Raw genomic sequence first — 23,208 nt, 5'->3', positions numbered from 1 at the left:
TCCTCTACTTCAGCGTCCCCACCAGCGCCTTACGGCTGTCCTCAAGCGCAATCACGCGCCCGCAGACATCCTTACCAAACGCTTTGAAATCCGCTTCCTGGTTTTTCCATTCGTTCTGAATGGCGGTTTGCAGGCCGCCCAGGCTACCCAGCACACCCTGCAGCGGATTACCGCCGCCTTTCAGCACCGCTTTCGCGCCCATTTCGTTAATACTGTCCTGCAGGATGCCGCCCATTGCCTGATTTACCAGGTTCTGGCCGTCAGCGCGGACTTCGTCGATAGCTTTATAGTGGAACGTCAGGCCATCGGTGCGATGTTCAATAATACGGTTCATCTGCGCTTTAAGCTGCGCATCCAGCTTGGTCAGGCGACCGCGCATATTGCTGCTCTCGCCCACTTCTTTGGCGATGATTTTATCCAGCGCAACACGACCTTTTTCGACGCGCGTTCTCGCCCCTTCGTCGATCCACGGTAGCGCGCTGCGTAGTTCGGTTTGATAATCTTTTGCCTGTTCGCGCTGTGCCGCGTTCAGGGAATACTGTTTGCCATTAAAGGTGACGCCGCCGTCCGGGGTAATCACCAGATTGCCGTTTTCGCCTTTGACCTGCACCGTTTGCGGGCTCAGGATCACATCATCACGCGGAGTGACGCTGCACTGGTAATCCGCATGGGCGGATAATGCCGTTAATGAAAGTGCCGCCGCCAGCAGCGTTTGACGCATCATACACATCCCTCGATAGAAAACGGGCCAGCGTGTGCTGGCCCCGATGCTAATTTAGTCCCACCAAACGTCGAAAAGTTCGCTGGTGCGCACTTCTTCGAATTTGTGGTCTTCCAGCCATTTACGCACCTGAGCCTGATGATCTTCGGTACATTTGCCGATTTCCTGGGTGCAAATAAGACCTTCCCAGGCCAGATAACCGCTGCCGTCAAAGGCCAGTTTGTTCGGCTCGATCACTTCTTCGATGAACTGATCAACCGTCTGGTCGATCTGCTCTTCGCTGGTGCCTTCCGGGAAACGCCACGCTACAGAGAAACCAATTTCCTGAAACTCATCGATGTGCATTTTTTTACGCAAACGACGGCTACGATTCTTTGCCATTATTTCACCCTCTCGAACATTAAGTCCCATACGCCGTGGCCAAGACGATGACCACGTTGTTCAAATTTGGTTACCGGACGTGATTCCGGACGCGGGACATAGTCGCTATTCTCAGAGAGGTTTTTATACCCCTCAATGGAAGACATCACTTCCAGCATATGTTCCGCGTAAGCTTCCCAGTCGGTCGCCATATGGAAAACACCGCCCAGTTTGAGCTTGCTCTTCACCAGTTCAGCAAACGGTACCTGAACGATACGGCGTTTATTATGACGCGCTTTATGCCATGGGTCAGGGAAAAAGAGCTGAACCATGGTTAAAGAATTGTCAGGGATCATTTTGTGCAGCACTTCCACTGCGTCGTGGCACATAACGCGTAGGTTTTCTACGCCCTCTTCATGCGCCGTCGCGAGGCATGCGCCAACGCCCGGTGAATGCACTTCAATGCCGAGAAAGTTTTGATGCGGGTTGGCTTTTGCCATCGCCACCAGCGATGCGCCCATACCAAAACCAATTTCCAGCGTGGTAGGCGCTTCGCGGCCAAACAGCGCGGAGAAATCAACAGGTTCTTCGCTGAACTCAACGCCCATCACCGGCCAGTAGTTTTCTAATGCGTGTTCCTGCCCTTTGGTCAGTCGCCCCTGGCGGCGGACAAAGCTGCGAATGCGGCGCAGCGGGCGGCCGTTTTCATCAAATTCCGGTGAAATGACGTCGTTCTTCATAAAAGTATTGTCTGCTTGTGAGAGTGTTCGGGAAACGGGCATTATCCAAAGTTAGTTGCCGGATGCAAGCACCGGAAAGTTCCTGTTTACACCTTTGTGCCGCTGTGCTGCAATCTGCCACCTCAATCGCGTGATATCGGAAACCCAGCTTTGACCATGCAAGCGTCTCAATTTTCAGCCCAGGTGCTGGAGTGGTACGACAAATTCGGGCGTAAAACCCTACCCTGGCAACATGAAAAGACGCCCTACAAAGTATGGCTGTCCGAGGTGATGTTGCAACAAACTCAGGTTGCCACCGTCATTCCCTATTTTGAACGCTTTATGGCGCGTTTCCCAACCGTCACCGACCTGGCGAATGCTCCGCTCGATGAAGTGCTGCATCTGTGGACAGGTCTCGGTTACTACGCCCGCGCACGTAATCTGCATAAAGCCGCGCAGCAGGTCGCCACGCTGCATAACGGCCGTTTCCCGGAAACCTTCGATGAAGTTGCGGCACTGCCCGGCGTCGGGCGTTCAACGGCCGGGGCGATTCTTTCGCTGTCGCTCGGTCAGCATTTTCCGATTCTCGACGGCAACGTCAAACGCGTGCTGGCGCGCTGCTATGCTGTAAGCGGCTGGCCAGGCAAGAAAGAGATCGAGAAAAAACTGTGGGAGATCAGTGAACAGGTGACGCCTGCGAAGGGCGTGGAGCGGTTTAACCAGGCGATGATGGATTTAGGCGCAATGGTTTGTACACGCTCAAAACCCAAATGCGAACTCTGCCCACTCAACGCAGGCTGTGTGGCCTATGCCCATCATAGCTGGGCGCAATATCCCGGCAAGAAACCGAAACAGACGTTGCCCGAACGCACCGGCTATTTCCTGATGATACAGCATGACAATGAGGTCATGCTCGACCAGCGCCCACCAAGTGGCTTATGGGGCGGGCTGTACTGTTTTCCCCAGTTTGCCGATGAAGCATCACTGCGCCAGTGGCTGGCAGACAGGCAGATTGCAGCAGACACGCTTACGCAGTTGACCGCGTTTCGCCATACGTTCAGCCATTTCCATCTGGACATTGTGCCTATGTGGCTTCGTGTGTCCTCCTTCACCTCTTGCATGGATGAAGGCGGCGCTCTCTGGTATAACTTAGCCCAGCCACCATCCGTAGGACTGGCGGCTCCCGTGGAGCGGTTGTTGCAGCAGTTACGCGCTGGCGCATTAGCGTAAGCGTCAGTGAAAAAAGAGGATTTATCATGAGCAGAACGATTTTTTGTACTTTCCTGCAGCGCGACGCTGAAGGTCAGGATTTTCAGCTCTACCCAGGCGAACTGGGGAAGCGTATTTATAACGAGATTTCGAAAGAAGCGTGGAAGCAGTGGCAGCATAAGCAAACCATGCTCATCAACGAGAAAAAACTGAACATGATGAACCCGGAACATCGCAAACTTCTGGAAGAGGAAATGGTAAATTTCCTGTTTGAAGGCAAAGATGTGCACATCGAAGGCTACACTCCACCCGAAAAACAGTAAGGGCCTTCAGGCCCTTTAGCCCAACACAACACGCGCTCCCGGAATGATGAAAAAATTATTTGCACTGGCTCTGATTGCGCCGTTGCTTATCTCCTGCTCAGGCTCCAAAAAGGGTGATACCTATAATGAAGCCTGGGTTAAGGACACCAACGGTTTTGATATTCTGATGGGGCAATTTGCCCATAACATTGAAAACATTTGGGGATTTAACGAAGTTCTTATCGCAGGCCCGAAGGACTACGTTAAATACACCGACGGCTACCAGACCCGTAGCCACATCAACTTCGACGAAGGTACCATCACCGTCGAGACTATCTCCGGCACCGAACCGGCCGCACATCTGCGCCAGGCGATTATCCAGACGCTGCTGATGGGCGATGACCCAGGTTCTATCGACCTCTACTCCGACGCCAACGATATTCAGATCTCCAAAGAGCCGTTCCTGTATGGCCAGGTGGTCGATAACACCGGCGAGGCGATTCGCTGGGAGTGGCGCGCCGCGCGGTTTGCTGATTATCTGCTGCAAACGCGAATGAAAAGCCGCAGCAACGGCATTCGGATGATTTACAGCATCACCATTAATCTGGTGCCGAACCACCTTGACCAGCGTGCGCATAAATACATCGGCATGGTGCGTCAGGCGTCGCGCAAATATGGTGTGGATGAGTCCCTGATTCTGGCGATTATGCAGACCGAGTCCTCTTTCAACCCGTATGCCGTCAGCCGTTCCGATGCGCTGGGGCTGATGCAGGTGGTGCAACACACCGCCGGGAAAGATGTGTTCCGTTCTCAGGGGAAATCAGGCACGCCGAGCCGCAGTTTCCTGTTTGATCCGGCGAGCAACATTGATACGGGTACGGCTTATCTGGCGATGCTTGGTAATGTCTATCTTTCTGGTATCGACAACCCGACATCGCGCCGTTACGCGGTAATCACTGCCTATAACGGCGGTGCGGGTAGCGTGCTGCGCGTCTTCTCAAATGACAAAATTCAGGCCGCGAAAATCATTAACAGCATGGCGCCTGGGGATGTATACACCACGCTGACCACCCGCCACCCATCAGCGGAATCACGCCGCTACCTCTACAAGGTGAATACGGCGCAGAAAAGCTACCGTCGTAAGTAACCACCCAGCCGTGCTTTCATTAGGCGGGCGTGGTTTACAGTGACCAAAAAAGCCGGGTATGACGCCCGGCTTTGCTGATCACTTCAGTACATAACCCAATAGCCGATCGATACCATCAGCATCCGTTTCACTGTAAACCCCCTGCAACTCCGGCGAGAAGCCCGGCAGTAGATTCACGCCCTCTTCCAGCGCCAGGAAATAGCGCTGAACGGCACCACCCCATACTTCCCCCGGCACGACGCAGAGCACGCCCGGCGGATAAGGCAGCGCGCCCTCAGCGGCAATTCGCCCTTCGGCTTCGCTGATTCGCACCAGCTCCACGTTGCCGCGGATAAACTCACGGTTGGCGTCCTGCGGATTCATCACCGCGTGCGGTAGGCTTGCTTTGCGGAACATCGCCTTTTGCAGATCTTTGACCGCGAAGCTGACGTAGAGATCGTGCATCTCCTGGCACAGCTCGCGAAGGGTGTAATCCCGATAACGCACCGGATATTTATTGAAAATAGTCGGCAGCACGTCCACGAGCGGAGTGTCATCTTCAATGTGCTGCTCAAACTGCGCCAGCATCGCCACCAGTTGCGCCATCTTCGCCGGGCTCTCTGCCGGGGTCAGCAGGAACAGAATGGAGTTAAGATCGCACTTCTCCGGCACGATACCGTTCTCACGCAGATAGTGTGCCAGAATGGTCGCCGGGATCCCGAAATCGGTGTACTCACCAGTGGTGGCGTCGATCCCAGGCGTAGTGAGCAGCAACTTGCACGGATCGACAAAGTACTGATCCTGCGCATAACCTTCAAAACCGTGCCAGCGCGCACCTGGCGCAAAGCTGAAGAAGCGACGATCGCTGGCGAGCATTTTTGTAGGATGATCCTGCCACTGTCGACCATCGATCTCCGGCGGAACAAACGGCTGGATCATCTTGCAGTTAGCGAAGATCGCTTTGCGTGCCTCGATCCCCAGTTCAACGCACTCCGCCCACAGGCGCCGTCCGCTCTCACCTTCATGGATTTTGGCGTTAATATCCAGTGCCGCAAACAGCGGGTAGAACGGGCTGGTCGAGGCATGCAACATAAAAGCGTTATTCAGGCGTTTATGCGGGCAAAAGCGCGCCTGGCCGCGAATATGGTTATCTTTTTTATGGATCTGCGATGTCTGCGAGAAGCCGGCCTGCTGTTTATGCACTGACTGAGTGACGAAAATTCCCGGATCGTTCTCATTAAGCTCCAGTAGCAGCGGTGACGTATCCGCCATCATGTCGATAAACTGCTCATAGCCCACCCAGGCAGAATCAAACAGGATGTAATCACACAGATGTCCAATTTTATCCACCACCTGGCGGGCGTTATAAATCGTGCCATCGTAGGTGCCAAGCTGGATCACTGCCAGACGGAATGGACGCGCTTCATCCGCTTTCTCAGGAGCCACTTCGCGAGTCAGTGTGCGCAGATAACGTTCGTCAAAACAGTGCTCATCAATACCGCCGATAAAACCAAACGGGTTACGCGCCGCTTCCAGATAAACGGGCGTCGCCCCAGCCTGGATCAGCGCGCCATGGTGGTTAGATTTATGGTTGTTGCGGTCAAATAGCACCAGATCGCCGCGCGTCAGCAAGGCATTAGTAACCACTTTATTCGCCGCCGACGTTCCATTGAGCACGAAATAGGTTTTATCGGCGTGAAAGACTTTCGCCGCAAACTTTTGCGCGTCTTTGGCCGAACCTTCGTGGATCAGCAAATCCCCCAGCTTCACATCAGCGTTGCACATATCGGCGCGAAACACGTTCTCACCGAAAAAGTCGTAAAACTGACGGCCAGCAGGGTGCTTTTTAAAGAACTCACCGTGCTGATGACCCGGACAGGCAAAAGTGCTATGACCCATTTCGACATACTGGCTTAGGGTATCGAAAAAGGGCGGCAGCAGCTTCTCTTCATAGCGGCAGGCGGCGCTCTCTATCTCCAGCCACTCCTGCGCTTTACCGCTAATCACAGCCACAACGCCCGCAGGTGCCTCCATGACGTCCCTCGACAACAGAAACACAGGCAGGTTAAATCCGGTGCGTTTAAGTAACGCCAGAATGCCGCTGCGGCTATCTGCCGCAGTGATGACGACTGCCGCGACGTCGGTGAAGTCTGTGCTGTCCAGCGCCACCACGTGACGATGGGTGGAGAGTTGAGAGACCAGCTCCGCGCTGGCGGCAATGTGCATTGATTTCATAAGTGCAACGACCCGTTTCGGGAGAATAAAAACCCAGGACAAGGCATCTGGCCTTATCCCGCGACGTGTCAAGGGCCGACTGGGTTCCAGCTCCGACCGCCAGACATCAGTAAAAGCAGATCTGTTCTGATCTTACTGTTGTCCTACAGCGAGCGTGCGTTGCCCTCACCGCATGGTGAGAATGGGAGTTGATAAGCAGACGTGCAGGGTTCGCGCACAAGCGCAGCGGTGGTGTAATGGCAGGGATGTCATCAGGCGACCTCCGTGGCATGGCAGGAGAAAATTCGCGCAATCATGGCACCTTTCCCCGGGAGGTGCAAGACGAAATCCGTATCATGACAAATTACGTTTTAGCCCCCACTGAACCGATTAACCAGGTCATAATAGCCCTCTTTTTATCGCGTTATTTCACAGGAGTCAGCGTGGTTATCGGCCCATTTATCAATGCCGGAGCGGTTCTGCTGGGTGGTTTACTCGGCGCCTTGCTCAGCCAGCATCTGCCGGAGCGTATCCGCACATCTATGACCTCGATTTTTGGCCTGGCATCGCTGGGGATCGGTATTTTACTGGTGGTTAAATGCGTTAACCTGCCGGTGATGGTGCTGGCCACGATTCTTGGCACCCTGCTTGGTGAATGTTGCCTGCTGGAAAAGGGTATCAACAACGGCGTTAGCAAGATTAAGACAATGATGTCGAGTAAGCATAAAAATAACCATAATCAGGAGTATTTCATTCAGAGCTACGTTGCGATCATCGTGCTCTTCTGTGCCAGCGGCACCGGGATCTTCGGCGCAATGCGTGAAGGAATGACGGGTGATGCGACGATTCTGATCGCTAAAGCCTTTCTGGACTTCTTCACCGCGATTATTTTTGCCTGCACATTGGGGATCGCCGTATCCGATATCGCCGTTCCGATGCTTATCATTCAGCTAGCGCTGGCAACGAGCGCCGCCCTTCTGCTGCCGCTGACCACGCCCATGATGATGGCCGATTTTACCGCTGTTGGCGGCATGTTACTGCTGGCTACGGGGTTGCGCATTTGCGGCATAAAAATGTTTGCAGTAGTGAATATGCTGCCAGCGCTGATACTGGCCATGCCGATTTCGGCCCTGTGGAGCGCTTTTTTTGCCTGATATGCATGCAAATACAGCAAGATGCTGATATATTGAGCGATTCGCAGCGAGTTTAATAAATTTCGTTGACGAGACGAGGCGAATAAGGTTTAATGCGCCCCGTTGCCCGGATAGCTCAGTCGGTAGAGCAGGGGATTGAAAATCCCCGTGTCCTTGGTTCGATTCCGAGTCCGGGCACCACTATTTAAAGAACCCAGCCTATGGCTGGGTTTTTGCTTTTTATCTCCCCTTCTCCTCTGCCCACTCCCGTGGATACCTCGTCGGCACAAAGCGCAACGTCAGCAGCATCAGCCCTGCCACGCAGAGGGCGTGGAATGTCCAGTCGACCACGAAATCTCCGCTCAGGCTGCGCAGAATGCCGGAAAGATAAGGCGATAGCCCGGCGATAATAAACCCTATCCCCTGCATAAACGCCACCAGCTTACCGGATATCATTGGGTGACTGGCATGATCAAGCGCCAGCACCAGGCAGAGCGGGAATGCGCCTCCCAGCCCCAGACCACCAATAACCGCCCAGAGGATCGGCTGCTGCATTGGCCAGAGGATGAAGCCTAAAAAACCAATCATCTGCAATAACAGAGCGAACAGCAGCAATTTGCGGCGATCCTGATGTCGCGCGAGCAACGGCAGTACCAACGCGCCAACGGTTTGCCCCACCGTCATCAGCGCCAGCAGCGTGCCGCTAAACTGCGCGCTCTTTCCCAACTGGATGAAGTAAGGTGGAAGCCAGGCGATTAAGCTACCGTAGCCGCCATTGATGACGCCAAAGTAGAGCCCCAGGATCCATGCGCGGGGGTGACGCGCAACGCGTCCGGTGTGGGGAACCGTCTTCTTGTTTACGGTGTCTGCCGCCCGGCTTTGCGGCCACCAGCCGATCAGGGCAATGGTAGCCGGTAGCGCCCACCACGCCAGCGACTGATTCCACTGTTCGCTGTGCTGCGCAATCCACGGCGTTAGCGCCGCGCCAAGCCCGCCTCCGCCCATCAGCGCGGCTGACCATAACCCCATTACCTGTGGCATTCGCCGCTGGAACTGGCGCTTAATGACCGTGGGCATCACAACCTGAATAATCCCAATGCCAATTCCGCCAATGAGAGCGCTGCTGAGTAACATTACGCTGTGCGGCGCCAGTTCGCGCAGCAACGCGCCGCAGATGATCATCAGCAGGCTGACCGCCACGCTATGACGCTCATCAATATGCTGGTTTATCCAGCCACCTGCCAGCGCCAGTGCGCCCATCGTAACCATGGGTAGCGCGGTAAGCAGAGACGCGGTAGCGAAGCCCATCCCGCTGGCGGCACGTAGCTGCGGCAAAAGCGGCCCGATGGAGGTAAGAAGTGGGCGCATATTCAGGCCAATAAGCACCAGAACCAGTAGCATCAGGCCAGAGCGGGGAGAGCGTTTCATCACTGTTTTTCGAACCTACGCAGGGATAAATTGTTGCCATATTCAGACATGTTTGGCTCCTGAAATGAAAGCACGGCACGCCGAAGCGCACCGTTCTGTTAGCTTAAAAAGGTTTCGTCGGCAGATACTTACCATCAAGAGTAATCACCGCGCGCTCACCGCCTTCCGGGTCGGCGACTTTTTGTACGTTAATCCTGAAGTTGATGGCACTGATAATGCCGTCACCAAACTTTTCATGTACCAGCATCTTCAGCGTGGTGCCATAAACCTGCAACATTTCATAGAAACGGTAGATTGTTGGGTCAGTCGGCACGCCATTTTCGATGCTCCCACGCAATGGGATGGTTTGCAGCAGCAGCACGGCATCTTCATCAAGCTCAAGCTTTTCACCCACCCGACGCGCGGCATCTGCCGGAAGCGCATGCTGTCCAAGCAGCGCGGCGGTTACGAAGGCTTCTGATAATCCCGTTCCCTCCGTAAGCTCAGCAAACGTGAGATCTTTTTTGGCTTTAATCAGCAGGATCTGATCGGCCAGAGTAAGGCGAATTTCGCGGTTAATTTGTGACTGGATCATGGTAGAACCTCCGGTTCAGGGTAGTAAGGTTGGCTGGCGATGTGGCATCGCGCAGGTTTCAGGATTTTCGGCCAGTGAAACAAATTGCCCGCTGGCGCCGTCACAGGCAGCAATGTCACCGCTTTCAATGTCATATACCCAGCCATGCAGCGCGATACGCCCCTCTTCCAGCGCCAAGCGTACAGATGGATGGGTTTGTATATTCGCAAGCTGGGCAAGGACATTTTCACGCACCATTGAAGCCGTTTTGTCATGCAGAGAAGCGTGCGTCCGGGATTCGTTCACCACTCGCGCCGAGTCGGCATAGCGCAGCCAGTGGCTGACAGCGGGTATCGAGTCAAGACAGTGACACCCGGCTATCGCGGTCATTGCGCCACAGTCAGAGTGGCCGCAAATCACAATGTCACTCACCCGCAACACGGAAACGGCATATTCCACCGATGCGGTAACTCCGCCGGGCTCAGGGCCATACGAGGGCACGATGTTGCCCGCATTACGGATGACGAACAGGTCGCCGGGTTCGCGCTGCGTAACCAGTTCCGGTACCAGACGGCTGTCGGAGCAGGAGATGAACAACGCTCGCGGGTTTTGCTGATTGGCCAGATGCCTGAAAAGTTCAGCTCGTTGCGGAAAGACGTTGCGCTGAAATTTCAAAAAGCCATCAATAATCTCTTTCACAGGGATCCCTCTCTCACTATGCGATGGAGACAGGCTACTCGCTACGTTCCATAAGATAAAAGACTCATTTATAATCAACTCTATTAGTATTACTTATAGGTTGAGACATGCTGTTACGACACATTCACTATTTTCTGGCGGTGGCTGAACATCGCGGTTTTACCCGCGCAGCGGCGGCGCTACACGTTTCGCAACCCGCGTTATCTCAGCAGATCCGCCAACTGGAAGAGGCGCTGGGAGCACAGCTCTTCGATCGCAGCGGACGCCATATTCGTCTGACAGATGCGGGAGAGGCCTGGTCTGTCTATGCAAAAAACGCGATCCGGGCGCTTGATGAGGGGAAGCGGGCACTCCATGACGTAGAAGATCTTAGCCGCGGAGCGCTGCGAATCGCCGTTACGCCAACCTTTAACGCCTGGTTTGTTGGCCCATTAATGGCGGAATTTTATGCGCGCCACCCCAACGTAACGGTGCAATTGCAGGAGATGTCGCAGGATAAAATCGAAGAGTTGTTGCTCAATGATGAGCTGGATGTGGGCATCGCCTTCGATGAAGTTCATTCCCCGGATATCGAGGCGCAAGCGCTGCTGGTCGAGTCGCTGGCGCTGGTCGTGGCGAACCAGCACCCGCGGGCACACCAGCAGAGCATTGATCTACCGCTCCTTAGCCAGGAAAAACTGATCCTGCTCAGCCCTGAATTTGCTACCCGGGAACAGATAGACAGATTTTGCCGCCAAAGAGAATTGCAGCCGCAGGTATTGATGGAAGCCAACTCGATCAGCGCGGTACTGGAACTGGTGAGCCGAACGACGCTTGCGACGCTGCTTCCGGCGCCTATCGCCGCACAGCGTGACGATTTACAGGCTATTGCCCTTAACCCGCCGCTTCTGGAACGCACGGCGGTATTGCTACTGCGTAAAGGCGCATGGCGTACTGCCGCCACGCGGGCGCTCACATCGCTGGCACATGAGAAAGCGAAGGAGTGGACGCCAGGCCGTTAAATTGATTCTGGCATCAGGCGACAACCTTACAAATCAGTATCGTTCTCCTCAAATCGCTCCAGCGCCAGATATCGTCTTGCAGTTTATCGAGCTTGTAAAAGAAGATGGACTGGGAAGAAATCAGCATTTTTGCAACGGCATCCGGCAGCGTGTCTGCCGGATTCTTATCCGTACCTTCCCGGTGAACCTCAGAAAAACCATTCGTCTTCGTTTCAGAAAAGAGTAAACGCACATTGCGATCGATAATGTATTTTTTACCCTCAGCGACAACATAACCATATTCGGAGACATAGCTTCGTTTTTTGGCGAAAGGGACGATATGTGCAGTAACCTGAATATCACCACTCAATGCTTCGCTGTCTGCATGCATAACTCTGATGTCCACATTCCCGGAACAATTCAGTTCATCCGGCACAGAAAGACTACGAAACATCGCATTGATAGCCAGTGCGATGAGAGTAATCAAAAGACTAACCACTATAAATATCGACGTAATTCTTACAATCATTCACCTGTCCATCCGAATTTATTTTACACACTGAGACGATACTTTCGAAAACACCTCCGCTTTGCCCCTTATTATTATCATCATAATAGATCATTGCCGGGGTATTACATTGCGACAGTATCTCTGCCCCCTGCGTAGTGGAAAAATAATGTTCCACTTTGCTTCTGTCCACATCACCAAAAAAATACACTGTACATTTATTAACATGGTCATATATTTGGTAACGCAGTGTTTTCTCCTTGAAGAAGACAAACAGAAAGGCGAGGATCGCAACCACTGACATGGCGATAAACACCGAAGGAAATATTTTCAAAAACCGTTCATAGTGTGATGTCAACTCTGGATTAGCCGATGATACATTTTCAATATTATTGGTAAGATAATCACCAGGAAGATTCTCAAGTTTTACTTCATCGAGATGTAATATAAAACCTTTTTTGGGGACGGTTTCAAGTACATTATCCACACCAACTTCACTCAGTCCACGACGTAAACTGCTAATGCTATTATTCAGACTGCTTTCAGATGAAACTAAACCAAAGTCTTCCCAGACTTTTGTCAGCAATTCTTCACGGCTCACCTGTAATTGATTATTCTCGAGGAGAACCAGCAATAGCCTACAGGCTGGGTTAGATAGGATCACATCCTGATCATTTCCGCTCAATTTTCGTTCGGCGACAATAAAATCCACCGACTTATTTATAATATATTTCATATACCTGTATCGTTAAACTCATAAACGGGCTGTGGAATATTTCACCACCGCGGGGATATTATAGATCACGTGGGTATGCATAACAAAAACAAATAGACTTGTATTACACATGGTATTTACAAGGTTATTTATTTAACCCTATATTTTCCATGTATATTTTGAGGTCATCATAATTCAATGGCGCGGCATGGTAAAAGCCCTGCTGAAGATAGCCGCCATGGGCCTTCAGGTAATCACATTGCGGCTCATCTTCAATACCTTCAACAATAATATCGAGGTTTAAAGCGGAGGCGAGAGACAACAAATGGCGAATAATCACATCAGCCTTCGGAACCTGATACTCCTGTATAAATTGACGATCCAGTTTAATGCCATCAACATCGAGCATTAATAAATAATCGAGATTGGAATAAGAGGTGCCAAAATCGTCGAGATAAATCCTGGTACTGGAAAATTTCAGGAGCTGTAAAACGGTTCTGGAGATGCGGTTAAGGCTTTGTGCTTCCGTCACTTCGACGATAAAAGCATATTTTTCCGCAGGGAAAGAGGACTGAAAGGCAAGATACTCCCGCACAAAACCGGAAGTCTGAATCGACGCGGCATTGAAGTTAAGTGCAAGATGCATCCCTTCAGGGAGCAGCGCATCGAGGCGACCGAGATCGCGACTGACAGCCGCCATGAGGTAACGGGAAAACTCAAGGGCAAGCCCGGTTCGTTCGAACTCAGGTATGAAGTTCGCGGGCGAGTAGATATAGCCGCTTTCTCCCCGCCAGCGGGTAAGCACTTCAAGCCCATATAATGACCCGGTGCGGACATCAATAATCGGCTGATAACACGGGTAGATAACATTGTCGTTCAATGCCTGATGCAACTCACTTTGAAAAAAATAAAATCGGGACATTCTTGCCTCTTAATCATTTCAAATCCTTTTGAAGTTAATTCAATAAACCATTATGAATAACGAAAATGCACGCCTGGTTATAGCTGTCGAAACCTAAGTCACGATAGAAGCGTTCACGATGAAAATAGACACGTTTGACTGACATTCGAAACTGTTCAGCAATGAATGCGATACTCACACCATCCTGCGTCAGGCGCATCAGTTCAAGATCGACGCCCCGGATAAAACGCTTTTGCCATGAGAAATTCTTCATCTCAGAGAAATCATCACCACACAGGCTGGCGGTAATCACATCACGACATGCGCTGACACCGCCCCGCATATCAATTTTTTTGTAGTGCTCATATCCCTTTCTGAAATAGATAGCTCCTTTCATCTCCAGCACAGTAACGTCGACCTTAATTTTTTTATCGATCAAGAGAGCGCGAAATTTCTCAATAAAATAGAAAGGCACACGATTATCCACAAGAAGAAAACAAGAATCTCCTTGCCATAAGGCATCAATATTAACGGGGTTACTGCCGTTAATATTCAGATACTGAAGTTCGGGAACGAACTCTTCTAATGCATGATACAGATAGCGATCATGGCTAATGAGTATTTTATTCTTCATCATTAAATATAAGTAATTACTTACTCCACAGTAATCAACATAATCGTTGAACCTGAAAACTCACCCGCTTCCGGCGTACCATTCGTGCGCAGGCGGGATTTAACGCTGACCAGTTCCTCGCTGTTGACCTCAATCGTATAACCGGTTGTCCCCAGCACATTGTCATTAAGATAGAGCTCAGAATAGAGGCTGCCATCCTCACGTAAATCCACTTCATTTGCGGAATAGATGTAGAGTTTTAACGTCTGCGCCGTCGTGCAGCTAATGCTGACATTTTCGCTGACTTCATGACCTTCGAGTTCTCTACGTGAAAGCGTGCCGTGATCGAGCGTCAGGACATCCTGATCAAAATCGCAGGAACCGCTGGGTGCCGGGGCAACACCGCAGATACTGCCAGGGAGAATCGGGTGTCCCTCAAATGCAGCCTGATTAACCTCTGAAGTGTTGCTCCCAAGGTTTTTGCCCGCGGCATAAAATATCCCCACACACTCTTCCGTTGCGACTGTATTCGCCTTGTGGTTGGTTGTTGAAGAAAATGGAAGTGGGAATATTGCTTTAAACTCTTTAGCTACCTCCCCCATTGTTTCTGACTCGATCAAAAATGGATAAGCGCCCGCCCCCCATGAACGAACAATTCCACTTCCTGATGTACCAGCAGCATCATGTCGATGTCCGATAAAAATGGTACAGGCGGTTAAGCCGTAGCAAGGGTTTGGCGTTGAATCAGTCTCATCCCAGTCAGCAATAGTAAAGGTGTAGTCATAACAATAGGTTTGCGTGGCAGAGCAGGTACTCAAACTATCAATCCAGCTCCAAATCGACGCCGAAGAGACAGGACTAAAAGACAGCCCACCCAGCAAAATCACAGCACAAATCAATCGTTTCATTGGGTACTTCCTTTACTGGTATTGAATTTTTAGCGTGGCGGACGCGGAGAAAACGCCAGTTTCCACCTCACTACCGTCAATTTTTACCGGGGCCGCCTGTAATAGCGGGATCTCCGGCCAGGTAAAAGGAGTCCAGGTATTCAGCGGCATCGCTTCGCCATTCATGTAGATTTTGATCCCCAGCCCTTCCCTGTCCGTGGCCAGATAATCGTCGCTAAATGAGGTCGCGGTACCTTCAAACTGCATCTCGAGATCGTTCGAGACGAGCTCTTCGCACGACAGGGTGTAATCAATACTTTTCATGAAGTTCTCCCCGTTTATATCGCGCGACTGCAGGTTGCTGCCGAAGTCAACGTTGATAGTCTCGCCGTTGTTAATTTCACACACGCCATCCACCAGCACGCCTGTTACGTTTACCGTCAGCGCCGCCAGCGCCGACGGGGCCAGCCATAACGCCGCCAGCAACGTCAAAATGTGTCTAATCATAATTAAGCCTGAAGTGAATAAGCGCATGCCAGGCTCCCGCCACCAGCGGCGAAGCCGTGCGTTCCGGCGCGATATAGTAGAAAAGCTGGTTATTTCCCGGCTCAAGCAATAGCGGCTGACCTTCACCACCCAGCCGCACATCGCGGTGATAGCGATCGCTCATCCGTAGCGCCATTCCCTGTGTTCCCGCAACCCGAATCAGGCCAGGATTCATCAGCTCCGAGGGCGCAACGAACGTCACAGTGACGGAAGGCTGATCGCGGCTCCAGAGCAGATCGCCGCTCCAGGCGTCGCGGATAGAGCTCGGCGCTGGCAGGCAGTCCTCCAGACGGATCTCGACGCGAACAGGCGTTCCCTGGTCGCCCGGTTTTTTAAGCGACGCCGTTGGGATAGTCCCCATATCCACCTCCTGCCAGGTCGATTCCATCACCAGTCGACAGGCGCTTTCGGTCAGTGCGCCATGGACATACAACAGGCCATACTCACCGTCGACCAGTTGCGGCTCCTGCGCATGAACCAGGCCTGCGGCCATCATCCATGCCAGAAAGCCACTGACGGTGAAGATTGCACTTTTCATCCTGCCTCCCCTTTCCGCTTACTTTTTCTTTTCCTGCGGCACCGCTTTGCACTCGCTACCGCCGCAGCTAAACACCAGCTTTGCCCTGCCGCCAAAATCGTTCACATAGGTAAGAACCGGTGCCGATCCCAGTGCAGAGGCTGATGGAATAAGGTCAAGCTGCCCTTTTGGCTCAACCATCACAGGCTTGAATCCTGCCGCCGCCTTACCCGCAAGCGTTGAGGACGCATTAACCAGTGAGATGTAATACGGGGTCGGGTTGTTAACCCGGTATTTGTCACCGGAACGGGTCAGCGTCACTTTCTCCTGGAATGGTGTCGCATAGTCGGCGCGTTTAACTTCAATCGCTTCCGGGCGATAGAACAGTTTGATTCGCGTCTGCAACGCCAGTTGAAGCGTGTTTGGCTTACTGCTTTTCGGTGGGATCTCACGCAGGTTGAAATAGAACAGCGATTCACGATCCTGCGGTAAACGATGGATTGAACCGGTCGACTGCACTTTCAACTGGCTCTGCTCTCCGGGCTCAATGCGTTGCACGGGCGGCAAAAGCACCAACGGGTCGGTGATCTTTTTTCCCTGCGGATCTTCAATCCACCCCTGCGCCAGATAAGGCAGCGTTTTGTTTTCATTGGAAATTCTCAGGCTGACCGATTTTACTGCACCGTCAAAAATGACGCGGGTGCGATCCAGGGAGACCGCTGCCGTGGCGGTTTCCGTCAGGCCAGTTAATAACAGCGCCGCGGCGGCGATTGCAGAAGATCGAACAATAGTCATTTCAGTTAACTCGTCTCTTATTCAGGCCGATTCATTCCGGCGCACAGGTTAAAAGCAGGTTATCCAGCACCTGCGGCAGAACAGGCGGCATCTGCACCACACAGCGGGTTTTGCCATCCCATTTGACACTCATTTTTCCGTCCGGGCTGATGCCGCTCAGCCAGACGCTTCCCTCATCGTTGACCACCCCGGTCTCCTGATTTTTGTCATTCACCACAGAGGCGCCAAATGGCGGGAAGCTCCCGTCTGCTTTACGGATAAAGGCCATCGCTTTTCCCCCGGCGATAACATCAAACTGACGGTAGCCAATCGCGCCCTCGGTCAGCGTTGCCTGAGAGATGGAGCGCGTCACGTCAGCATTTTCAGCCAGCTTATCGACATCGATACGTACAGGATTTCGGTAGTAGCTGTTCACATCAGCAATCACCGCTTTACCAAAGCGATTGGTTTTCACCGATGCGCCAAAGCCTTTTACCGGCACGCCGCTGACGCCTGAAGTGTCCACCAGCACGCGGCTGCCGCCACGGGCGTTGGAACGGTGTGCTGCAGCCCCTTCCGCCGTTGCAGTCAGGCCGCCCGTTACCGTCATACCGAGCCCGCTATAGCTGCCGGACTGATAGCTGGCATTGGCCTGAACCTGCGCGCTGTCGCCCTGCCAGGTGTAATAGCCGTATGCCGTTGGCCCGCTTCGCGATAACCCGCTGCTCACCTGATAGCTGTTGTGTTCATCCAGACGCCCGTAGTAGCTCACCCGGTGGGTGTTATCGGTACGGTTGACCGTGGCGCCGTAACTGATGGATGCGCCGTCGCCAAATGGCATGGAGAGGGAGATATAGGCGCCGTCGTCCTTCTGCGAGTAGTATTCGCTGCGATAAACCGAGAGCGAGACGCTCATATTTTTGAACGGCCCAAGGTCAACATAACGCGAGAGCGACAGGCTAAGGCGGTCGTTATCCGCACTGTTCCAGTAGGTCTGGTGACTGTAATTGAGATAGGCCGTCAGCCCTAAATCACGGAATCGCTGGTTAAAAGAGACGGTGTACTTCTCTTTCGGGCTATGGGTCGTGCCGCTGCCGTAGCGCGCGTCGAGATATTCCGACATGCTCATAAAGTCGCGTTCGGAGAAGCGATAACCGGCAAATGTGACCTGGCTGTCATACTCATCAAAGGTTTTCGAATAGCTGACCCGGTACGACGTCCCCGTTTGCACACCTTCAGAGGGTAATGTCGCACGCGATTGCGTCACATCAGCGGCAATCGCACCTAACAGATAGAGATCGCGGCCGACCCCCACTGACAGAGCGTTATAGTCACCGCCAATAATGGAGCCGCCATAGAGTGTCCAGCCATTAGCTATCCCCCACGACGCCTCCGCAGAGGTGAACAACGGCCCGACCATGCTGTGTTCCCACTCTGACGGTTTGCCAGCAGCCAGCTTATAGCGCACAGCCCCCGGGCGGGTCAGATAGGGAACGGACGCGGTGCTCACCTGGAAGACCTGCACGCTGCCGTCCAGCTCCTCGACACGCACATCGAGAGTGCCGGAGACCGCATCATTCAGTTCCTGAATACGGAATGGCCCTGCTGCAACCTGCGTTTCGTAAAGCACACGTCCTTGCTGGCTGATAACGACTTTACCGCCAGCGCGTGAAACACCGGTCACTTCTGGTGCATAGCCGCGCAGGCTTGGCGGCAGCATACTTAAATCAGAGTTGAGGCTGACGCCGCTGAAACGAAAGGTGTCAAAAATATCGGAGCTGAGGTAATCCTCACCCATCGTCAGTTTCGCTTTCAGCGTGGGGATCGCGCGATACAGGTAATAGCGGCTGAAGGTAAAATCTTTGTCCGTATAACCGCTGCGCCTATTCCAGTTCGCCTGCCAGTCGGCACGGGCGCGCCAGGGCCCGAAGTTTGCGCCGAACACCCCCGTGCCGCTCAGGTTCTGACTGTCGGAAGCATTATTGGCATGCTGCGTCTGAAAATTGATGTTGTAGTCGGCAATCAGGCCGGCAATCCCTTCATCCCAGCGCGAGGAAGGATCCCAGTTTGGCGCGGTAAATTCGATATAGGCCTGCGGAATAGAGAGATAGAGCGTGTCCTTTGAAAGATCCACGCGCATTTCCATCCCGTGTAAACTGGTGGTATCGAGGCACTGCCCATCGCGTAACCAGCGTAGTTCGCTGAGCGTACTGCTTTTAAGGTTGAGACGGGAAACCTGATCCGGCGTCAGGCAAATGAGGCTATCTTTACCCTCCTTACCTTCGGCGTAGACGACAATAGGTTCTTCACGCAAGCTGTCCTTGTTCACCATAATCGTGAAGGTATATTCGCCAGGCATCACGTAGCCGCGGCGGGAAAAGTGGCTCAGATCGATATTACCCTTATCCTGAGTGTCCAGAACGTCGGTATTAAACTGGATCTCATCTTCTGCCCGAACAGCAGAGGGGAAGATCAGCAGAAATATGGCTGCACTGAGCGCTGAACGCTTAAAAGGCATTTTTTTAATAAAAGGTGTCTTCATCTCAGTAATAATCCATTCTGAACCGAATCAGGGTCTGGTAACGTCCGGACTTCAGCGGCTGGCCATTGCTGACCAGACGCAGGGTATAATTCAAATCCATTATTCCGGGTGTCACTTCCCTGGCCGGTAGCGCGATACCAGGCTCAGCAAAATGGCCTTCACTATCATGAATAGCCAGTTCAATACCTTCGGCATCGCCGCTAACCGAAAATCGATCGCTGCCAGCCATCGGGTCGAACGTAATCTGGTAATACTCGGAGTCATATTGGGTTTGCCCTGGTGCGGGCAATAAAAGACAATTAATCAGACGAACCGTAAATTTTTTTGTCGGCCCATAACCTTTAACGGCAATTTCCGATACTGGCGTTTCACCCATATCAATGGTTTGATCGCGGCTATCAAGATCAATTGCACAGGGGGTATATAAAACCTCACCGCGAATAAAAACGGTGCCCTCGCCCTGACTTGCGGCCATGACCGGGGAACAAAAACCGGATAAGAGAAAAAGGAACGCCCGACCCGCTGGCCACAGTGATGTTGAATTTAAATAAATCATCGCAATCCCTTTTCTCATATTCGACTGAAGCAAATTTCAGACGGCCTTTAAAGGCCGTCTGATGGCAACGAATTATTCGTAAGCCAGAGTCCAGTTGGTTACGCCGGTGAAATCACCTTCAGTCGGTGCTTCGCCACCGATGATGTAAGCGGAATAAGAGAGCGTGTTGTCACCGTTGGTGATGGTCTGACCGGTGGTGGCTTCACCCAGAGTAATGGTGTTGCTATCGCCATCGGTCATTACGATCCCGACATCCGTCGCGTTACCGGTTACACCCAGTACTGCGCCGTCAACGCTGGAAGATGCACCGCTGAAGGTCGTGGTCACGGTGTTAGCCGTATCGACAGAGCAGTTTTCCAGGTGGATATAGAACGGAACCGGCGTAGAAGTACCACCGTTTGCCACAGCAGAGCTGGATACCTGACCCAGGCTGATAGTCTGATCTTCATCACCTGCAGCAATTGAGCACGGTGCATCAATTACGGAGCCGGTGAAGGTAACAACGCCGCTACCCTGGTCTGCCTGCGCACCAAATACCATCACGCCAGAAGCCAGAACGAAAGCAGAAACAATTTTATTAAGTTTCATAAATAACAATCCTTTTAATTGATCGACACACGAAATAAAAGCATTAATAAATCGTTCAGAATCCTTCATTCAAACAATTCAACAGCAAGATCACTCTCCCTGATAAAGTTAAAAGGCTCCCTGCCAATAGATATAAATTATCAGCCTTAACCCATATGAAAGATTCACAAATCACAATTTGCTTAGCGATTTACTAATACATAAACATCGTTGAGACAGGTCACATTAATATCGACAGCCCCGTCTCGCTGACGTAATAAATTATCGAGCAATCTGAAAAAAAAGAAAGGTCAAAAAACACGCAGATTTAAAATGAAATCACTACTCTAAAAATAAAACTATTTTTAGAGTTAAGTACTGAAATAACTCAGTGGTTATATTTATATACTTAGCAAAGTCATTTTGTTAGATTTTTATACTTACAATCAATTAAATGGCAGCATCTAAAACTTAACGAAGGGGTGATAAATGTCCACAACGTTCATCACCAGGAGACCCGAATATTCACTTAGTAAGAGATTCCGGCCATTGTATCAGTTCGCTGCGGAGAGCATTTCTGATCAGAGCACTGTCTTGCGGATTTTGTAGCAAGCCCCATAAGAAAGAGGACAAGAATTATCCTTAACATCGTAGAAACATTATCAACTACATTTCACAACGCGAAATATAAATACTTCCCTGAAAAATGACAGAAGAAAGGCCGAGTGAATATTCTTAAAATTCACTATGGCAAAGGCCTTTATCGTTCGGCATCTTTGATAGATGCATGCGCGCGCTTTCGCATCATCGGTTCAGTGGATAAGAAAAGATACCTTCATTAATAAAAGGAGATCTGGCGCACAAGACAAACCGTCATCCAATATCATCAATTCAGTTAATCCCTCAGCAAAAATGCCGCCGCTTCGCCACAGTCATACTATTTTGGCACCAAAGCCTAACTAAAATACGAAAAAGGTATTAGATGCAATACCGCCTCGCTTGCCCACTATTACGAGGCAGTTTTTATCGCAGGAGAGATTAAATAATCCTGAGCGGTTATTTAATCCCTGAAGAGAGGAAACTGTGCACGTCTTTATCATTGTTATTCGAATGTCCTACTAAACAACACAGTAACAGGATACGCACATGAAAAAGATATATCTGGGTTTGATGGTTACCGCGGCATTATTGGGTGGCAGCGTGGCAGCATATGCAGATGATTCATCTGCTAGTTCTTTCAACTCATCCGGGCACGGTGGTGGTGACGACCACGGTAGTTATCCTGGTGGGGGTGATAATGATTATGTTACCGGTGGTAAAGTATTCTTTGACGGTGACGTGTACACCGGCTCCTGCAAAGTAAAAATTGTCGGCGGAAAAAATGACGGGAATACTATTTTCCTGCGTTCCGTTCGTACCACCGCGCTGACCAAAAATACCCTGGTGAACAGAACAGATTTCAGTATTAACCTGAAAGACTGTGGCGACCCGGATGGTAAACACGGCAACTTCACCCGTAAGGTCAAATGGACTAAATCCTCCGGGCTCTACTACGGCACCAGCTATCTGAAAAATACGGATAGCAATGGCGCTAAAAACGTAGCCTTCGCCCTCACCAACCCGCATAGCTCGAATATCATCGAGCCGGGCGATGACGATGGCAAAGCCCGTGATAGCCAGGATAATGGCTGGGATGTGTACAAATATCAGGTTAGCTACGTTAACCCAACCAACAACAACGCAACCGGTGGTCATGTTGCTGCCGATGCCACTTACGAAATTTCATACGATTAATACACTCTGAAAAGTGGCGGTTCGCCGCCACTTTTTTATCGACTCGCCATCCCCGAAAGTAATGACAACAATATGTTATAAAAATGCATGAGGGTGATTATGAAGCTTATTGCTGCGCTCAGTGGATTATTATTATCACTTCCTGTACTTGCCGATAGTATTATCGTAAATGGAACCCGGTTTATCTATAAAGGAAATGAAAAAGAACTCACTGTTCAACTCTCAAATACGGCGACACGCCCTTCTCTTGCTCAGGTCTGGCTGGATAATGGTGATTCAACCGTAACGCCTGACCAGATCACAACACCATTTCAAATTAACCCGCCCATATCGCGTATCGATGCCCATGGCGGACAGGTTATTCGCATTAAACTGAGTGCCGGTAACTCGCTCCCGCAGGATAAAGAATCGCTCTGGTGGATTAATGTACTGGATATTCCCGGCACCTCGAAAGCCGATAAAGCGCCAGAAGGGATGGGGATATTCAAAATGGCGGTACGTTCGCGTTTTAAATTAATTTATCGACCCAAACCATTATCCGGGCGGGTTGCAGCAATTGAAAAACTGACATTACAAACAGCGGGCACGGCACTGACGCTGACCAATCCGACGCCGTTTTATATCACTGTGGCCACCATTAGCCTTGGTCGCGGTGACCCCCTGAATGCGGAAGCCGTCATGATAGCCCCAGGCTCATCCGCAACCATTAACGTGCGCCAGGCGATCCGCAGCGGTGAAGAATTAACGCTGGAAGAGATTAACGATTATGGCGCACTGGCAAAACGTGTCACCCGAGCCAGTTAATGGCGCTGCGGAATAATTAAGAAGGCACCGGTGGCAACCG

The 23,208-nt window shown here is 51.6% G+C and carries 25 protein-coding genes and 1 tRNA gene; 8 read left to right on the top strand and 18 right to left on the bottom strand.

What is annotated here, in order from left to right:
• Positions 1-4: 4 nt before the first annotated feature.
• The 3 genes from VSR74_RS21215 to trmB are packed head-to-tail and all read right to left on the bottom strand — an operon-like array spanning position 5 to position 1,821.
• Complete coding sequence (locus VSR74_RS21215) at positions 5-724, bottom strand: YggN family protein (RefSeq protein ID WP_347796532.1); 720 nt, start codon at positions 722-724, stop codon at positions 5-7.
• 51 nt (positions 725-775) lie between these two features.
• The gene (locus tag VSR74_RS21210; RefSeq protein ID WP_347796531.1) at positions 776-1,102 is read right to left on the bottom strand and encodes a YggL family protein; all 327 of its coding nucleotides are present in this window, start codon (positions 1,100-1,102) and stop codon (positions 776-778) included.
• Positions 1,102-1,821 carry a tRNA (guanosine(46)-N7)-methyltransferase TrmB gene (gene trmB, locus VSR74_RS21205; RefSeq protein WP_347796530.1) on the bottom strand — a complete coding sequence of 240 codons (720 nt, stop codon included), beginning with the start codon at positions 1,819-1,821 and terminating at the stop codon, positions 1,102-1,104. The genes VSR74_RS21210 and trmB overlap by 1 nt, the downstream gene beginning before the upstream one ends.
• A 156-nt stretch (positions 1,822-1,977) precedes the next feature.
• Between trmB and mutY the strand changes: the two genes are divergently transcribed.
• From mutY to mltC, 3 genes are read left to right on the top strand one after another with little or no spacing between them, the layout of a single operon-like run.
• On the top strand, positions 1,978-3,030 hold the full coding sequence (gene mutY, locus VSR74_RS21200) for an A/G-specific adenine glycosylase (protein WP_347796529.1): 1,053 nt from the start codon (positions 1,978-1,980) through the stop codon (positions 3,028-3,030).
• A 26-nt stretch (positions 3,031-3,056) separates the two neighbouring features.
• Positions 3,057-3,332 carry an oxidative damage protection protein gene (locus VSR74_RS21195; RefSeq protein WP_108475799.1) on the top strand — a complete coding sequence of 92 codons (276 nt, stop codon included), beginning with the start codon at positions 3,057-3,059 and terminating at the stop codon, positions 3,330-3,332.
• 46 nt (positions 3,333-3,378) lie between these two features.
• Positions 3,379-4,458 carry a membrane-bound lytic murein transglycosylase MltC gene (gene mltC / locus VSR74_RS21190; protein WP_347796537.1) on the top strand — a complete coding sequence of 360 codons (1,080 nt, stop codon included), beginning with the start codon at positions 3,379-3,381 and terminating at the stop codon, positions 4,456-4,458.
• Between the two features lie 78 nt (positions 4,459-4,536).
• Here the strand turns inward: mltC and VSR74_RS21185 are convergent, their stop codons facing one another.
• Entirely contained in the window at positions 4,537-6,672 is a 2,136-nt protein-coding gene (locus tag VSR74_RS21185; RefSeq protein WP_347796528.1) for an ornithine decarboxylase, read from the bottom strand.
• Between the two features lie 422 nt (positions 6,673-7,094).
• Here VSR74_RS21185 and VSR74_RS21180 point away from each other — a divergent pair, with 422 nt between their 5' ends.
• A complete protein-coding gene (locus VSR74_RS21180) occupies positions 7,095-7,805 on the top strand; it encodes a DUF554 domain-containing protein (RefSeq protein ID WP_347796536.1) in 711 nt (236 codons plus the stop codon).
• Between the two features lie 104 nt (positions 7,806-7,909).
• Positions 7,910-7,985, top strand: a tRNA-Phe gene (locus tag VSR74_RS21175).
• A 39-nt stretch (positions 7,986-8,024) separates the two neighbouring features.
• On the opposite strand, the gene VSR74_RS21170 is transcribed toward VSR74_RS21175, so the two are convergent.
• The 3 genes from VSR74_RS21170 to VSR74_RS21160 form a co-directional block, all read right to left on the bottom strand.
• Positions 8,025-9,212 carry a cyanate transporter gene (locus VSR74_RS21170; RefSeq protein ID WP_411914276.1) on the bottom strand — a complete coding sequence of 396 codons (1,188 nt, stop codon included), beginning with the start codon at positions 9,210-9,212 and terminating at the stop codon, positions 8,025-8,027.
• 103 nt (positions 9,213-9,315) lie between these two features.
• Positions 9,316-9,786, bottom strand: coding sequence for a cyanase (gene cynS / locus VSR74_RS21165; RefSeq protein ID WP_347796527.1), 471 nt, complete (start codon positions 9,784-9,786; stop codon positions 9,316-9,318).
• Between the two features lie 15 nt (positions 9,787-9,801).
• Positions 9,802-10,464 carry a carbonic anhydrase gene (locus VSR74_RS21160; RefSeq protein ID WP_347796526.1) on the bottom strand — a complete coding sequence of 221 codons (663 nt, stop codon included), beginning with the start codon at positions 10,462-10,464 and terminating at the stop codon, positions 9,802-9,804.
• Between the two features lie 107 nt (positions 10,465-10,571).
• On the opposite strand from VSR74_RS21160, the gene cynR reads away from it, so the two are divergent.
• Positions 10,572-11,465 (top strand): transcriptional regulator CynR, encoded by an 894-nt coding sequence (gene cynR, locus VSR74_RS21155; protein WP_347796525.1) that lies wholly within the window; start codon positions 10,572-10,574, stop codon positions 11,463-11,465.
• Between the two features lie 13 nt (positions 11,466-11,478).
• On the opposite strand, the gene VSR74_RS21150 is transcribed toward cynR, so the two are convergent.
• The 11 genes from VSR74_RS21150 to VSR74_RS21100 all read right to left on the bottom strand — a co-directional run bounded on the left by VSR74_RS21150 (position 11,479) and on the right by VSR74_RS21100 (position 20,591).
• Entirely contained in the window at positions 11,479-11,973 is a 495-nt protein-coding gene (locus tag VSR74_RS21150) for a hypothetical protein (RefSeq protein WP_347796524.1), read from the bottom strand.
• Positions 11,936-12,688: a winged helix-turn-helix domain-containing protein gene (locus VSR74_RS21145; protein WP_347796523.1), complete on the bottom strand. Its 753-nt coding sequence runs from the start codon at positions 12,686-12,688 to the stop codon at positions 11,936-11,938. Before VSR74_RS21145 ends, VSR74_RS21150 begins: the two co-directional genes overlap by 38 nt.
• A 124-nt stretch (positions 12,689-12,812) precedes the next feature.
• Positions 12,813-13,589 carry an EAL domain-containing protein gene (locus tag VSR74_RS21140; RefSeq protein ID WP_347796522.1) on the bottom strand — a complete coding sequence of 259 codons (777 nt, stop codon included), beginning with the start codon at positions 13,587-13,589 and terminating at the stop codon, positions 12,813-12,815.
• Positions 13,590-13,623: 34 nt separating this feature from the next.
• On the bottom strand, positions 13,624-14,205 hold the full coding sequence (locus VSR74_RS21135; protein ID WP_347796521.1) for a helix-turn-helix transcriptional regulator: 582 nt from the start codon (positions 14,203-14,205) through the stop codon (positions 13,624-13,626).
• A gap of 17 nt (positions 14,206-14,222) precedes the next feature.
• Positions 14,223-15,089 (bottom strand): MrpH family fimbial adhesin, encoded by an 867-nt coding sequence (locus VSR74_RS21130; protein WP_347796520.1) that lies wholly within the window; start codon positions 15,087-15,089, stop codon positions 14,223-14,225.
• A 12-nt stretch (positions 15,090-15,101) separates the two neighbouring features.
• Positions 15,102-15,575 carry a fimbrial protein gene (locus tag VSR74_RS21125; protein ID WP_347796519.1) on the bottom strand — a complete coding sequence of 158 codons (474 nt, stop codon included), beginning with the start codon at positions 15,573-15,575 and terminating at the stop codon, positions 15,102-15,104.
• Complete coding sequence (locus VSR74_RS21120; RefSeq protein WP_347796518.1) at positions 15,568-16,152, bottom strand: fimbrial protein; 585 nt, start codon at positions 16,150-16,152, stop codon at positions 15,568-15,570. Before VSR74_RS21120 ends, VSR74_RS21125 begins: the two co-directional genes overlap by 8 nt.
• Before the next feature lie 18 nt (positions 16,153-16,170).
• The gene (locus VSR74_RS21115) at positions 16,171-16,926 is read right to left on the bottom strand and encodes a fimbria/pilus periplasmic chaperone (RefSeq protein WP_347796517.1); all 756 of its coding nucleotides are present in this window, start codon (positions 16,924-16,926) and stop codon (positions 16,171-16,173) included.
• Between the two features lie 31 nt (positions 16,927-16,957).
• Positions 16,958-19,447, bottom strand: a complete 2,490-nt coding sequence (locus tag VSR74_RS21110; RefSeq protein ID WP_347796516.1) for an outer membrane usher protein — start codon at positions 19,445-19,447, stop codon at positions 16,958-16,960.
• 1 nt (position 19,448) lies between these two features.
• A complete protein-coding gene (locus VSR74_RS21105; RefSeq protein ID WP_347796515.1) occupies positions 19,449-20,003 on the bottom strand; it encodes a fimbrial protein in 555 nt (184 codons plus the stop codon).
• A gap of 72 nt (positions 20,004-20,075) precedes the next feature.
• Positions 20,076-20,591 carry a fimbrial protein gene (locus VSR74_RS21100; protein WP_149465020.1) on the bottom strand — a complete coding sequence of 172 codons (516 nt, stop codon included), beginning with the start codon at positions 20,589-20,591 and terminating at the stop codon, positions 20,076-20,078.
• Between the two features lie 1,125 nt (positions 20,592-21,716).
• Here VSR74_RS21100 and VSR74_RS21095 point away from each other — a divergent pair.
• Together VSR74_RS21095 and VSR74_RS21090 are read left to right on the top strand one after the other, a co-directional pair.
• Entirely contained in the window at positions 21,717-22,364 is a 648-nt protein-coding gene (locus VSR74_RS21095) for a fimbrial protein (RefSeq protein WP_347796514.1), read from the top strand.
• Between the two features lie 99 nt (positions 22,365-22,463).
• Positions 22,464-23,168 carry a fimbrial biogenesis chaperone gene (locus VSR74_RS21090; protein ID WP_347796513.1) on the top strand — a complete coding sequence of 235 codons (705 nt, stop codon included), beginning with the start codon at positions 22,464-22,466 and terminating at the stop codon, positions 23,166-23,168.
• Positions 23,169-23,208 lie beyond the last annotated feature (40 nt).

The organism is Pseudocitrobacter cyperus (assembly GCF_039889165.1).
Classification (GTDB): Bacteria; Pseudomonadota; Gammaproteobacteria; order Enterobacterales; family Enterobacteriaceae; genus Pseudocitrobacter; species Pseudocitrobacter cyperus.
Note: the sequence above shows the minus strand (reverse complement) of the source record. Positions and strands in the feature narration are given on the sequence as shown.